Source organism: Hydrogenophaga sp. GW823-FHT04C09 (assembly GCF_058796355.1).
Genome location: NZ_JBXAIO010000008.1, coordinates 256,085 through 268,255 on the forward strand (window position 1 = coordinate 256,085; position 12,171 = coordinate 268,255).

12 protein-coding genes are annotated in these 12,171 nt (G+C 69.1%); 6 read left to right on the plus strand and 6 right to left on the minus strand.

Going from position 1 to position 12,171, the window contains the following annotated elements; all coding sequences use genetic code 11:
• The first annotated feature begins 183 nt into the window (after positions 1–183).
• The 6 genes from AC1Q9M_RS21410 to AC1Q9M_RS21435 are packed head-to-tail and all read left to right on the plus strand — an operon-like array spanning position 184 to position 6,349.
• Entirely contained in the window at positions 184–3,126 is a 2,943-nt protein-coding gene (locus tag AC1Q9M_RS21410) for a monovalent cation/H+ antiporter subunit A (RefSeq protein ID WP_444687649.1), read from the plus strand.
• Entirely contained in the window at positions 3,126–3,470 is a 345-nt protein-coding gene (locus AC1Q9M_RS21415; RefSeq protein WP_382322208.1) for a Na+/H+ antiporter subunit C, read from the plus strand. The genes AC1Q9M_RS21410 and AC1Q9M_RS21415 overlap by 1 nt, the downstream gene beginning before the upstream one ends.
• 35 nt (positions 3,471–3,505) lie before the next feature.
• Positions 3,506–5,188 (plus strand): monovalent cation/H+ antiporter subunit D, encoded by a 1,683-nt coding sequence (locus AC1Q9M_RS21420; RefSeq protein ID WP_382328626.1) that lies wholly within the window; start codon positions 3,506–3,508, stop codon positions 5,186–5,188.
• Entirely contained in the window at positions 5,185–5,676 is a 492-nt protein-coding gene (locus AC1Q9M_RS21425) for a Na+/H+ antiporter subunit E (protein ID WP_382153336.1), read from the plus strand. Before AC1Q9M_RS21420 ends, AC1Q9M_RS21425 begins: the two co-directional genes overlap by 4 nt.
• The gene (locus AC1Q9M_RS21430) at positions 5,673–5,951 is read left to right on the plus strand and encodes a K+/H+ antiporter subunit F (protein WP_291116828.1); all 279 of its coding nucleotides are present in this window, start codon (positions 5,673–5,675) and stop codon (positions 5,949–5,951) included. The genes AC1Q9M_RS21425 and AC1Q9M_RS21430 overlap by 4 nt, the downstream gene beginning before the upstream one ends.
• Positions 5,948–6,349 carry a Na+/H+ antiporter subunit G gene (locus AC1Q9M_RS21435; RefSeq protein ID WP_382153333.1) on the plus strand — a complete coding sequence of 134 codons (402 nt, stop codon included), beginning with the start codon at positions 5,948–5,950 and terminating at the stop codon, positions 6,347–6,349. The genes AC1Q9M_RS21430 and AC1Q9M_RS21435 overlap by 4 nt, the downstream gene beginning before the upstream one ends.
• A 20-nt stretch (positions 6,350–6,369) precedes the next feature.
• On the opposite strand, the gene AC1Q9M_RS21440 is transcribed toward AC1Q9M_RS21435, so the two are convergent.
• The 6 genes from AC1Q9M_RS21440 to AC1Q9M_RS21465 all read right to left on the minus strand — a co-directional run bounded on the left by AC1Q9M_RS21440 (position 6,370) and on the right by AC1Q9M_RS21465 (position 12,171).
• A complete protein-coding gene (locus tag AC1Q9M_RS21440; protein WP_492435664.1) occupies positions 6,370–6,903 on the minus strand; it encodes a MarR family winged helix-turn-helix transcriptional regulator in 534 nt (177 codons plus the stop codon).
• 75 nt (positions 6,904–6,978) lie between these two features.
• Complete coding sequence (locus AC1Q9M_RS21445; RefSeq protein ID WP_492435666.1) at positions 6,979–8,259, minus strand: TRAP transporter large permease subunit; 1,281 nt, start codon at positions 8,257–8,259, stop codon at positions 6,979–6,981.
• A gap of 11 nt (positions 8,260–8,270) precedes the next feature.
• On the minus strand, positions 8,271–8,768 hold the full coding sequence (locus AC1Q9M_RS21450) for a TRAP transporter small permease (RefSeq protein ID WP_382322211.1): 498 nt from the start codon (positions 8,766–8,768) through the stop codon (positions 8,271–8,273).
• Positions 8,769–8,786: 18 nt separating this feature from the next.
• Positions 8,787–10,175 (minus strand): FAD-binding oxidoreductase, encoded by a 1,389-nt coding sequence (locus AC1Q9M_RS21455; RefSeq protein ID WP_444687650.1) that lies wholly within the window; start codon positions 10,173–10,175, stop codon positions 8,787–8,789.
• Positions 10,176–10,240: 65 nt separating this feature from the next.
• Positions 10,241–11,263 carry a TRAP transporter substrate-binding protein gene (locus AC1Q9M_RS21460; RefSeq protein ID WP_382153319.1) on the minus strand — a complete coding sequence of 341 codons (1,023 nt, stop codon included), beginning with the start codon at positions 11,261–11,263 and terminating at the stop codon, positions 10,241–10,243.
• Positions 11,260–12,171: a fumarylacetoacetate hydrolase family protein gene (locus AC1Q9M_RS21465; RefSeq protein ID WP_492435669.1), complete on the minus strand. Its 912-nt coding sequence runs from the start codon at positions 12,169–12,171 to the stop codon at positions 11,260–11,262. Before AC1Q9M_RS21465 ends, AC1Q9M_RS21460 begins: the two co-directional genes overlap by 4 nt.

The following is a 12,171-nucleotide window of genomic DNA, read 5'->3' on the forward strand; positions in this document are numbered from 1 at the left end:
GCCTCTGTGTGGGCAAGGTCGGGTGGTCCAGGCACACAAGGCTTGCGTGCACAGGTGTGTTTCGGTCCCCACCCTCGGCCCACCGCGAAGCAGCCGAGCGCAAAGAGAAAAAACCCACAACACCCCCCCCCACGGGGGAACCCTCGAGGCCCTGCAAACTCATGCCACTAAACTCGAAGCCACATGCACGTCTCCCTGATCTTCCTCGTCGCCCTCCCCTTCGTGGGCAGCCTCATCGCTGCGCTGCTGCCCGCGAACGCGCGCAACACCGAGTCCACACTGGCCGGCGCCATCGCACTCTTCTGCACCGTGCAGGCCGCGATGTACTTCCCTGAAGTCGCCGCCGGCGGCGTCATCCGGCAGGAATTCGTCTGGCTGCCCTCCCTCGGCCTGAACTTCGTGCTGCGCATGGACGGCTTCGCGTGGATGTTCTCCATGCTCGTGCTCGGCATCGGCTCCCTCGTGGTCCTGTACGCGCGCTACTACATGTCGCCCGACGACCCCGTGCCGCGCTTCTTCTCCTTCCTGCTCGCCTTCATGGGCGCCATGAGCGGCGTCGTCCTCTCGGGCAACCTGGTCCAGCTGGTGCTGTTCTGGGAACTCACCAGCCTCTTCTCCTTCCTGCTCATCGGCTACTGGCACCACCGCCGCGACGCGCGGCGCGGCGCGCGCATGGCCCTCACCGTGACCGGCGCGGGCGGCCTGTGCCTGCTGGCCGGCGTGCTCGTGCTCGGCCACATCGTCGGCAGCTACGACCTCGACGTCGTGCTGCGCGCCGGCGACGTGGTCCGCGCCCACCCGCTCTACACCACCGCGCTCATCCTCATCCTGCTCGGCGCGTTCACCAAGAGCGCGCAGTTCCCGTTCCAGTTCTGGCTGCCGCACGCCATGGCCGCGCCCACCCCGGTCTCGGCCTACCTGCACTCGGCCACCATGGTCAAGGCCGGCGTGTTCTTGCTGGCGCGGCTGTGGCCGGTGCTCGCGGGCACCGACGAGTGGTTCTGGATCGTCACCTGCTCGGGCCTGATCACGCTGCTGATCGGCGGCTTCGCGGCCATCTTCCAGAACGACCTCAAGGGCCTGCTCGCCTACTCGACGATCTCGCACCTGGGCCTGATCACCACGCTGCTGGGCATGAACAGCCCGCTGGCCGCGGTGGCCGCCGTGTTCCACATCATCAACCACGCCACCTTCAAGGCCTCGCTGTTCATGGCGGTGGGCATCGTCGACCACGAGGCCGGCACGCGCGACATGCGCCGCCTCTCGGGCCTGGCACGCTACATGCCGGTGACCGCCACGCTCACCGTGGTGGCCGGCGCGGCCATGGCCGGCGTGCCGCTGCTCAACGGCTTCATCTCCAAGGAGATGTTCTTCACCGAGGCCGTGTTCGTGAGCGCGGCGCCCTGGTTCCAGCGCCTGCTGCCCACGGCGGCGGTGATCGCCGGCATGTTCAGCGTGGCCTACTCGCTGCGTTTCACCGCGCGCGTGTTCTTCGGCCCCGACACCTGCGCCAACCTGCCGCGCGTGCCGCACGAGCCGCCGCACTGGATGCGCGTGCCGATCGAGGTGCTGGTGCTGGCCTGCCTGGTGGTGGGCATCGTGCCGCAGTGGTCCATCCAGCACATCCTGGGCACGGCCGCCTCGCCGGTCGTGGGCGGCACCCTGCCCGAGTTCGACCTCGCCGTCTGGCACGGCTTCAACCTGCCGCTGTGGATGAGTTTCCTCGCGCTGGCCGGTGGCATCGTGCTGTACCTGCTGCTGCGCAAGCCCCTGCAGAGCGGGCGCATCCAGCGCGCACCGCTGGTGGGGCTGTTCAACGGCAAGCGCCTGTTCCACCACACCATGGCCCGGCTCACCGCCGCCGCCCGCAGCGCCCTGCGCCTGCTGGGCACGCGGCGCCTGCAGCCGCAGCTGTTCCTGCTGGTGCTGGTGACGGTGGTGGGCGCGGTGGCCGCGTTCCGCCTGGCCGTGCCCAACCCGGTGCTCTCCCCCGGCGATCGCACGCTGCTGCCGTTCTCGCCCATGTTCGCGCTGCTCTGGGTGGTGGGCGTGGGCGCGGCCATCGGCGCGGTCTGGCAGGCCAAGTACCACCGGCTCACCGCGCTGGCGCTCATGAGCGTGTCCGGCCTCACCACCGTGATCACGTTCGCCTGGTTCTCCGCGCCCGACCTCGCGCTCACGCAGCTTTCGGTCGAGGCGGTGACCACGGTGCTGATCCTGCTCGGCCTGCGCTGGCTGCCCAAGCGGCTGGAGGTGCAGGACGACCGCGAACCGCTGTGGGATCGCACCAAAGCCAAGGCCCGGCGCTCGCGCGACCTGCTGCTGGCGCTGGCCGCGGGCGCTGGCATGACCGGCCTGTCCTACGCGGTGATGACGCGCGACTTCCCGCAAAGCATCTCGCCCTTCTTCCTGGAGCGCGCGCTGCCCGAAGGCGGCGGCACCAATGTGGTCAACGTGATGCTGGTGGACTTCCGGGGCTTCGACACGCTGGGCGAGATCACGGTGCTGGGCATCGTGGCGCTCACGGTGTACGCGCTGCTGCGCCGCTTCCGGCCCTCGCCCGAGAGCACCGAACTGCCGCCGCAGCAGCTGGCCCTGCCGGCCGACCTGGACACCGACCTGGTGAACCCGCAGCTGGCCGAAGACACCGCGCAGGGTTACCTCATGGTGCCGGCGGTGCTGGTGCGCCTGCTGCTGCCGATCGCGGCGGTGATCGCGGTCTACCTCTTCATGCGCGGCCACAACGAACCCGGCGGCGGCTTCGTGGCCGGGCTGGTGCTCTCCACCGCCTTCATCCTGCAGTACATCGTCTCGGGCACGCAGTGGGTGGAGGCCAACATGCAGCTGATGCCGCAGCGCTGGATCGCCGCCGGCCTGCTCACCGCCACCGCCACCGGCCTGGGCTCGTTCTGGTTCGGCTACCCGTTCCTGACCACGCACACGGCCCACCTGCACCTGCCGCTGCTGGGCGACATCCACGTCGCCAGCGCGCTGTTCTACGACATCGGCGTCTTCACCCTGGTGGTGGGCGCCACCCTGCTCATCCTCACCGCGCTGGGCCACCAGTCGGTGCGCGGCCACCGCCAGGCCAAGGTCGAGCAGGAAAAAGAAGAAGGAGCTCACTGATGGAACTCGTCATGGCCATCGCCATCGGCGCCCTCACCACCTGCGGCGTGTGGCTGATGCTGCGCCCGCGCACCTACCAGGTCATCATGGGCCTGTGCCTGCTGGGCTACGGCGTCAACCTGTTCATCTTCGCCATGGGCCGGCTCTCGGTGGACAGCGAACCCGTGCTCACGCCCGGGCTGGAAGCCACGCTGCTGCAGTACGACGACCCGATGCCGCAGGCCCTGGTGCTCACCGCCATCGTGATCGGCTTCGCCATGACCGCGCTGTTCCTGGTCGTGCTGCTCGCGCAGCGCGGCTTCTTCGGCAATGACCATGTGGACGGACAGGGGGACGCGGAGTGACGGGAGGATTGATCCAGTCGATCACCGCGGCGCTCATGCCGCACCTGATGATCGCGCCCATCCTGCTGCCGCTGGTCACGGCCTGCCTGCTGCTATTCGTGGGCGACCGGCGGCACCGCACCAAGGCCACCATCAGCCTGAGCGCCACCGTGATCAACCTGGCGGTGGCCGTGGCGCTGCTGCTCTGGAGCAAGCAGGGCGAGGGGCCGAGCGCGTTCGGCGTCTATTTGCCCGGCAACTGGGACGTGCCCTTCGGCATCGTGCTGGTGCTCGATCGCCTCTCGGGCCTGATGCTGCTGCTGGCCGCGATGGTGGCGCTGATGGCGCTGCTGTTCGCGCTGGCGCGCTGGCACAAGGCCGGCGCGCACTTCCACCCGCTGTTCCAGATCCAGATCATGGGCCTGAACGGGGCCTTCCTCACCGGCGACCTGTTCAACCTGTTCGTGTTTTTCGAGGTCATGCTGGCCGCGTCCTACGGCCTGCTGCTGCACGGCTCGGGGCCCTCGCGCGTGAAGGCCGGTCTGCAGTACATCTCGATCAACCTGGCCGCGTCCTCGCTGTTTCTGGTGGGCGCCTCGATGATCTACGGCGTGACCGGCACGCTGAACATGGCTGACCTGGCCGCGCGCATTCCGGACGTGGCCTCGGCCGACCGCGCGCTGCTGCACACCGCCTGCGCCATCCTGGCCGTGGCCTTCCTCGCCAAGGCCGCCATGTGGCCGCTCAACTTCTGGCTGGTGCCGGCCTACTCCAGCGCCAGCGCGCCCTCGGCGGCGATGTTCGCGCTGCTCACCAAGGTGGGCATCTACGTGTTGCTGCGCCTGTCCACCCTGCTCTTCTCGCCCGAGGCCGGCCATTCGGCGGGCTTCGGCAGCGAGTGGCTGGCCTGGGGCGGCATGGCCACGCTGGCCTTCGGCGCCATCGGCATGCTGGCTTCGCAGCGGCCCGCACGGCTGGCGGGCTTCTCGGTCATCGTGTCCTCGGGCACGCTGCTCGCGGTGCTGGGCTTCGCGCGGCCCGAGCTCACCGCCAGCGCGCTGTACTACCTGCCGAGTTCCACCCTGGCGGTGGCGGCCTTCTTCCTGCTGGCCGAGCTCATGGACCGCTCGCGCACCGACCCTGCGAGCCAGCGCGCGCCGGAAGACGAAGAGGACCACCTGCCGTTCGCCCTGGCCGACCTGGAAATCGCCAAGACCGCCAACCTCGACGAGGACGAGGAAGTGCTGATCGGCCGCGCGATCCCCGCGACCACCGCGCTGCTGGGCCTGGCCTTCATCTGCTGCACCGTGCTGGTGGCCGGGCTGCCGCCGCTCTCCGGCTTCATCGGCAAGTTCGCCATGCTCTCGGCGCTGCTGCCGCTGCAGAGCGGCACACCAGCGGTGAGCGCGGCGAGCTGGACGCTGATGGTGCTGGTGATCACCTCCGGCCTGTTCGCGCTGGTGGCGCTCTCGCGCACCGGCATCCGCTTCTTCTGGGCGCCGATGGAGCGCGGCGGGCACATGCTGCGCGTGGCCGAGTACGTGCCCATCGCGGTGCTGATCGGCCTGTGCGTGCTGTTCACGGTGCGCGGCGAGGCGGTGATGCGCTACACCGCCGCCACCGCGAGTTCGCTGTACCACCCACGCGGCTACATCGACGCCGTGTTCTCGGCCCAGCCGTTGCCCACCCCCACCAACGCCGAGCGCCTGGGCGTGCCCGTGCCGGAGAAGCAGCCATGATGCGGCGCCTGTTCCCCGCCCCCCTGCTGTCGCTCGCGCTGGTCGCGCTGTGGCTGGTGCTCAACAACCCCTACAGCCTGGGCCAATGGCTCATGGCCCTGGTGCTGGGCTTCGCGGTGCCGCTGCTCACGCAGTCGCTGCGCCCGACGCCAGTGCGCTTCAGCCACCCCTGGGTGGCCGTCAAACTCTTTCTGCGCGTGGGCGTCGACGTGATCGAATGGAACTGGCGCGTGCTGCGCGGCACGCTGGGCCGCGGCGAGCACATGCCGCAGGGCGGCTTCATCACCGTGCCGCTGGACCTGCGCGACCCCAACGGCCTGGCGGTGCTGGCCGCCATCATGTGCGTGATCCCGGGCACCATCTGGTCCGAGATCGCGCTGGACCGCAGTGCGCTGCTGGTGCACATCTTCGACCTCAAGGACGCGCCGCACGAAATCGCGCTGATCAAGCAGCGCTACGAGCGTCCCCTGATGGAGATCTTCGAATGAGTCCCTTCCTCTTTGGCGCCATCGTCTTCGCGCTGGCCTGTTACGTGCTCGCCATGGCGCTGGGCCTGCTGCGCCTGTACCGCGGCCCCTCGGCGCAGGACCGCGTGCTCGCCATGGACCTGATCTACACCATCGGCATGCTGGTGCTCATGGTGCTGGCGATCCGCTACCGCAGCGCGATGTACTTCGAGGCGGCGCTGCTGATCGCCGTCTTCGGTTTCGTGAGTTCGGCCGCCATGGCCAAGTTTTTGCTGCGCGGCGAGGTGATCGAATGATGATGCCGGCCGGTGTCTCGCTCTGGGCCGAAATCCCGGTGGCGCTGCTGCTGATCCTCAGCGGCATCTTCACGCTCACCGCCGCCATCGGCGTGGTGCGCTTCAAGACCTTCTTCCAGCGCATGCACCCGCCCGCGCTGGCCTTCAGCTTCTCGGCCTGGTGCGTCACGCTGGCGAGCATCGTTTACTTCTCGGCGCAGGACGAACGGCTCTCGCTGCACGCCTGGCTGATCATCATCTTCCTCTCGCTCACGGTGCCGGTCACCACCATCCTGCTGGCGCGCACCGAGCTGTTCCGCCGCCGCATCGGCAACCCGGGCACGGGCGAGATCCCGCCCTCGCTCAGCCACGTGGTGCCCCGGCCCACCGACGGCGACGAAGCGCGCGCCAGGGACTGAGCGCGGCGGGCGCGCCCGCCTCAGGCTTTCTTCTTGCGCGGGCGTGGAGCGGGGGCGGCCTCGGGCGGCTCGTACTCGTTCACGAACGGGACGTTGGCCGTGGTGCGCACCAGCAGGTCCAGCAGCGTCTCCACCTCGCTGGCCGACAGGCCCTTGAGCAGGCGGCGTTCGCGCTCCAGAGCGGCGCGGATGACCTCGTCGTGGACGGCATACCCCTCGGGCGTGAGCGCCAGCGTGTGCCGGCGCGGGCTCTCGGGGTCTTCCTCCACCGTGAGATAGCCCTTGGTTTCGAGCTTGCGCATCTCGCGGCTGACGGCGCCCTTGTCCAGCCCGATGACCTGGCAGACGCGCACCGGCGAGATGCGGGGCTCGACCGCCAGCATGGCCAGCACGCGCCACTCGATGATGCCGATGCCATAGCGCTGGAGGTACAGCCGCGAGGCGCCGCTGGAGAGCCGGTTGGCCAGCACCGTGAGGTGGGAGGTGACGTAACCCGCGAGGTTGAGCACCTTGCGCCCTTGTCGCACCGCCGTGTTGCTGCGCCGAGTCGCCATCGTGAGTCCACTTTCCGGGTGTTGAACGTGGGCCGTACTGTACCCGGCGCGCGGACCGCGCCCCGCCCCGCTGGCTCAGCGCGTGAGGAAGCGCAGTGGCGCCAGCACCAGCTGGGGGAAGAACACCAGCAGGAACAGCACCCCGAGCTGCGCGAGCAGGTAGGGTGAGACGGCGCGGATCACCGACTCCAGCCGCACGCGGGAGACGCCGCAGACCACGTTGAGCACCGTGCCCACCGGCGGCGTGATGAGTCCGATGGCGTTGTTCATGATGAAGAGCACGCCGAAATACACCGGGTCGATGCCGGCCATGCGCACCACCGGCATGAGCACCGGCACCAGGATCAGGATCGTGGGCGCGAAGTCCAGCGCCGTGCCCACCACGATCACCAGCAGCATGATGACGATCAGCAGCAGCGTGGGCGAGTCGGCCAGCGGCTGCAGCATGTCCGCCACCACCATGGGGATGCTGGCGGCGGCGATCAGCCAGGCAGTGACCTGCGCCGCGGCCACCAGGAACATGACCACGGCCGAGGTCTTGCCAGCCGCGAGCAGCAGCGCATAGAGCTGCGCCACCTTGAGCTCGCGGTACACCACGAAGCCCACGAAGAGCGCATAGAACACCGCGACCACGGCCGCCTCGGTGGGCGTGAAATAACCGCCCTTGAGGCCGCCGACGATGAGCACCGGCAGCAGCAGCGCCCACACGCCCGCGAAGGTGGCCGACCAGCGCTCGCGCATCGACACTTTGGGTTCGCGCGGCATGTCGTCGCGTTTGGCCTGGTACATCCATGTGCCCACCAGCGCGAGCGCCATCAACAGGCCGGGCACGATGCCGGCGATGAACAGGCTGGTGATGGACACGTTGCCGACCACACCGAACATCACGAAACCGATGGAGGGCGGAATGATGGGCGCGATGATGCCGCCCGAGGCGATCAGGCCCGAGGCGCGCGGCATGTCGTAGCCGGCCTTGCGCATCATCGGGATGAGCAGCGCCGCCACGGCCGCGGTGTCGGCGATGGCCGAGCCCGAGAGCGAGGCCATGATGACGCAGGCGAAGATGGCCACGTAGCCCAGGCCGCCCTTGAAGTGCCCGACCCAGGCGCCCGCCACCGCGACGATGCGCCGCGAAATGCCCCCGGCGTTCATGAGCTCGCCGGCCAGCACGAAGAAGGGAATCGCCATCAGCGGGAAGCTGTCGGCGCCGGACAGCATGTTCTGCGCCAGGATCTGGGCGTTGAAGATGTCCATCCAGGCCATCATGGCCAGGCTGGAGACCATGAGCGCGAAGGCGATGGGCATGCCCAGCGCCATCGCCGCGAGCAGCGCAAAAACGAAGATGAGGACGATCATGGGAGGGGCGCTCAGGCGGCGTCGGTGAGTTGCGGGTCGGGCAGGTCCTTGCCGCGCAGCAGGGTGACGATGTTGGCGAGGACCATCACACCGATGGAGGCCGCGCACAGGTAGGCGACCGAATAGACGATGGCCAGCGAGAGGCCGGTGACCAGGCCGATGTTGGCCACGTTGATGCCGTGCTGCAGGATCAGCCCCCAGAGCAGCACGGCGCAGCAGGCGAGCACCAGCAGCTGGGAGAGCATCAGCGCCACCCAGCGGGTGCGCCCGGTGAGGCGGCGCACCACCATGTCCATGCCCAGGTGGCCGCCTTCGCGCATCGCCACGATGGCGCCCAGGAAGGTGAGCCAGATGAACATGAAGCGCGAGAGCTCTTCCGAGGTGTTGATGCCCGAGTCGAACACGTGGCGCAGCACCACGTTGCCGAACACCATGACGCACATGGCGGCCAGGCACAACACCATGACCCCCTCGAGCGCCTTGAAGTACCAGTGGATGAGGGTTTTCATGGGGTGCGTTGCCGAGCTTCAGAAGGAAAAGATCTTGCCTGGGTTCATCAGGTTGTGCGGGTCCATCGCGTGCTTGATCTGTCGCATCAGCGCCACCGGCGCCTCGCCCAGCTCGTCGAGCAGGAAGCCCTGCTTGTGCAGGCCGATGCCGTGCTCGCCGGTGCAGGTGCCGTCCATCGCCAGCGCACGCGCCACCAGCCGCGCGTTGAGCGCCTCGGCCTGCGCCACCTCGTGTTCGCTGTCGCCGTCCACCAGGATCTGCACGTGGAAGTTGCCGTCGCCCACATGGCCGACGATGGGCGCGATCAGGCCCGACTGCGCGAGGTCCTGCGCGGTCTGGTTCACGCAGTCGGCCAGCTGCGAGATCGGCACGCAGACATCGGTCACCACGCTGCGGCTGCCCGGGCGCAGCTGCAGCGCGGCGAAGTAGACGTTGTGCCGCGCCTCCCACAGGCGCGTGCGCTCTTCGGGTGTGTGAGACCACTGGAAGCTTTCGCCCCCGAGTTCGCCCGCGATGGCCTGCACCAGCTCGACCTGCTCGCGCACGCCGGCCTCGCTGCCGTGGAACTCGAAGAACAGGTGCGGCTGCTCGGGCAAGCCGGTCTTGCTGTAACCATTGAGCGCGCGGATCGCCACGCGGTCGACGAATTCGCAGCGCGCGATCGGCACACCCACCTGGATGGTCTGCACCACCGCCTGCACCGCCGCGTCGATGCTGGGAAAGGCGCACACCGCGGCCAGGATGGATTCGGGCAGCGGGTGCAGCTTCACCGTGGCCTCCACCACCACGCCCAGCGTGCCTTCGGAGCCCACGAACAGGCGCGTGAGGTCGTAGCCGGCGGCGCTCTTGCGCGCGCGCCGCGCCGTCTTCACCAGCTGGCCGTCGGGCGTGACCACGGTGAGGTTGACCACGTTCTCGCGCATGGTGCCGTAGCGCACGGCGTTGGTGCCGCTGGCGCGCGTGGCGCACATGCCGCCGATGGTGGCATCGGCCCCGGGATCGATCGGGAAGAACAGGCCCTTGTCGCGCAAGGCGGCGTTGAGCGCCTTGCGCGTCACGCCGGGTTGCACGGTGGCGGTCTGGTCCTCGTCGTGGATCGCGACGAGCTGGTCCATCTGCTGCAGGTTGAGCGTGACGCCGCCCTGCACGGCCAGCGTGTGGCCTTCGAGCGAGGAGCCCGCGCCGTAGGGCACCAGCGGCACCCGGTGCTCGCGGCACAGGCGAACGATGGCGAGCACCTCGTCGGTGTGCCGCGCGAAGGCCACGGCAGCGGGCGGCATGGGCGCGAAGATGGATTCGTCGCGGCCGTGGTGCTCGCACACGGCGGGGCTGGTGGACAGGCGCTCGCCGAGCAGCTGGCGCAAGCCGTCCAGCACGGCGGCTGGCAAGGGAATCGAGGCGGTCATGGCAAGGCCGACCGGGCGCGTGGCCCGGTCGTGTGAGGGAAGGAACAGCGCCTGAGAAGGCGGGCTTACTTCGACGCGGTGCGCACCTTGGCGATCTCGCTGCGCACCAGGGTCATGAACTCGGGGCCGATCTTCTCCAGGTGCGGCGCGATCGCCGGCGGCACGCGGTCGCGGATCGCCTGCAGGTCGGCGGGCGAGAACTGCGTGACCTGCACGCCCTTGTCCTTCATGCCCTGCAGCGCGCTGCCGGCCTCGGCGGCGGTGGACTTGCGCTGGAACGCGGTGGCGTTCTTCGCGGCGGTGTTCATCGCCTTCTGCTCGTCGGGCGAGAGGCTGTCCCAGTATTTCTTCGACACCGCGAAGATCAGCGGCGAGTAGACGTGGCCCGAGAGCGTCATGTACTTCTGCACTTCGTAGAAGCGCTGGGTGTACATCAGCACCACCGGGTTCTCCTGGCCGTCGAAGGCCTTGGTCTCCAGTGCCACGAACAGCTCGGACCAGGGCAGCGGCGAGGCGTTGGCGCCGATGGCCTTGAAGGCGTCGAGCGTGAGCGGGTTGGGCTGGGTGCGCAGCTTCAGGCCCTTGAGGTCGTCCAGCGTGTTGACCGGGCGTTTGGAGTTGGTGATGTGGCGAAAGCCGTTCTCCCACCAGCCCAACACGTGGATGCCGACGGCCGCAAGCTTGGCGTTGAGGTGGGCGCCCACCGGGCCGTCGAACACGGCGTGCGCCTCGGCCTCGGTGTTGAAGAGGAAGGGCACGTCCTGGAAGCCGAGCTCCTTGACCTGGCCCAGCATGGCGAGCGCGCTGCCGGTGTAGAACTCCTGCACGCCGCCCTGCAGCGCGGCCAGCATCTGCGGGTCCGGGCCCAGGGCCTGGTTGGCGATCACGGCAATCTTCATCTTGCCGCCGCTGGCCTTCTCCATCTCGGTGGCGAACTGCTTCGCGGCCTGGCCGGCCGGGTGGGCGTCGGCCATGCCGTGGCCGAAGCGCGCGTTGCGCGCCTTGAAGTCCTGTGCCAGCGCGGCGGTGCTGCCGAGCGCGGCGAAGGTGGTGAGGGCCATGGCGGCCAGCAGGCGGTTGAGCTTCATGCGGTTGTCTCCTCTTTGGGGGCGGGGTGGTGAGGGGTGGGCGCGGGCGCGCGCGCCTCGATGCGGTTGCGCAGCAGGCCGATGCGCTCGATCTCGACTTCGCAGACGTCGCCGGGCTGCATGTACAGGCGCGGCTCGCGCGCATGGCCGATGCCCGCGGGCGTGCCGGTCACGATCAGGTCGCCGGGCTCCAGGGTGATGGCCTCGCTGATGGTCACGATGAGCGAGGCCACGTCGAACACCATGTCGCTGGTGTTGGCCGACTGCACGGTCTGGCCGTTGAGGCGCGTTTCCAGCCGAAGGCCGCGCGCGCCGGGCGGCAGCTCGTCGGCTGTGACCAGCCAGGGGCCGAAGGCGCCGGTGCGGTCGAAGTTCTTGCCCATGGTCCACTGCGGCGTCTTGAACTGGTACTCGCGCACGCTGCCGTCGTTGAAGACCGAATAGGCCAGCACGTGCGAGAGCGCGTCCTCGTGGCGGATGCACGAGCCGCCGGTGCCGATCACCGCCACCAGCTCGCCTTCGAAGTCCAGCGAGTCCGACAGGCCCGCGTGCTCCAGCGGCGCGCCGTGCGGCACCACACTGGTGTTGAAGCGCGAGAACAGCGTGGGGTAGGCCGGCTGCTCGAAGCCGCTTTCTTCGGTGTGGTCGCGGTAGTTCAGGCCCACGCAGATGATCTTGCGCGGCTCGGCCACCGGGGCCAGGAAGCGCACGGTGGCGAGATCCACCGCCGGCTGGGCGCGCATCGCGGCGGCGGCGGCGTCCAGCGCCGGGCGGCCCGCGCGGATCGCGGCGTCCAGCGCGCCCGGGTAGGCGGCGGCGCCTTCGGTGGCGCCATGCCAGCCCCCGCTGGCCGGGTCCTGCACCGCCCAGCCTTCACGCCCGTCCCGCTGGAAACGCAACAACTTCAT

What these genes read in the sequence shown, in the direction of transcription:
- AC1Q9M_RS21415 (WP_382322208.1), top strand. Translation starts at nt 3,126, where the DNA reads ATGGAACTCGTCATGGCCATCGCCATCGGCGCCCTCACCACCTGCGGC.
- AC1Q9M_RS21460 (WP_382153319.1), bottom strand. Translation starts at nt 11,263, where the DNA reads ATGAAGCTCAACCGCCTGCTGGCCGCCATGGCCCTCACCACCTTCGCC.
- AC1Q9M_RS21435 (WP_382153333.1), top strand. Translation starts at nt 5,948, where the DNA reads ATGATGATGCCGGCCGGTGTCTCGCTCTGGGCCGAAATCCCGGTGGCG.
- AC1Q9M_RS21425 (WP_382153336.1), top strand. Translation starts at nt 5,185, where the DNA reads ATGATGCGGCGCCTGTTCCCCGCCCCCCTGCTGTCGCTCGCGCTGGTC.
- AC1Q9M_RS21410 (WP_444687649.1), top strand. Translation starts at nt 184, where the DNA reads ATGCACGTCTCCCTGATCTTCCTCGTCGCCCTCCCCTTCGTGGGCAGC.
- AC1Q9M_RS21420 (WP_382328626.1), top strand. Translation starts at nt 3,506, where the DNA reads ATGCCGCACCTGATGATCGCGCCCATCCTGCTGCCGCTGGTCACGGCC.
- AC1Q9M_RS21465 (WP_492435669.1), bottom strand. Translation starts at nt 12,171, where the DNA reads ATGAAGTTGTTGCGTTTCCAGCGGGACGGGCGTGAAGGCTGGGCGGTG.
- AC1Q9M_RS21450 (WP_382322211.1), bottom strand. Translation starts at nt 8,768, where the DNA reads ATGAAAACCCTCATCCACTGGTACTTCAAGGCGCTCGAGGGGGTCATG.
- AC1Q9M_RS21445 (WP_492435666.1), bottom strand. Translation starts at nt 8,259, where the DNA reads ATGATCGTCCTCATCTTCGTTTTTGCGCTGCTCGCGGCGATGGCGCTG.
- AC1Q9M_RS21440 (WP_492435664.1), bottom strand. Translation starts at nt 6,903, where the DNA reads ATGGCGACTCGGCGCAGCAACACGGCGGTGCGACAAGGGCGCAAGGTG.
- AC1Q9M_RS21455 (WP_444687650.1), bottom strand. Translation starts at nt 10,175, where the DNA reads ATGACCGCCTCGATTCCCTTGCCAGCCGCCGTGCTGGACGGCTTGCGC.
- AC1Q9M_RS21430 (WP_291116828.1), top strand. Translation starts at nt 5,673, where the DNA reads ATGAGTCCCTTCCTCTTTGGCGCCATCGTCTTCGCGCTGGCCTGTTAC.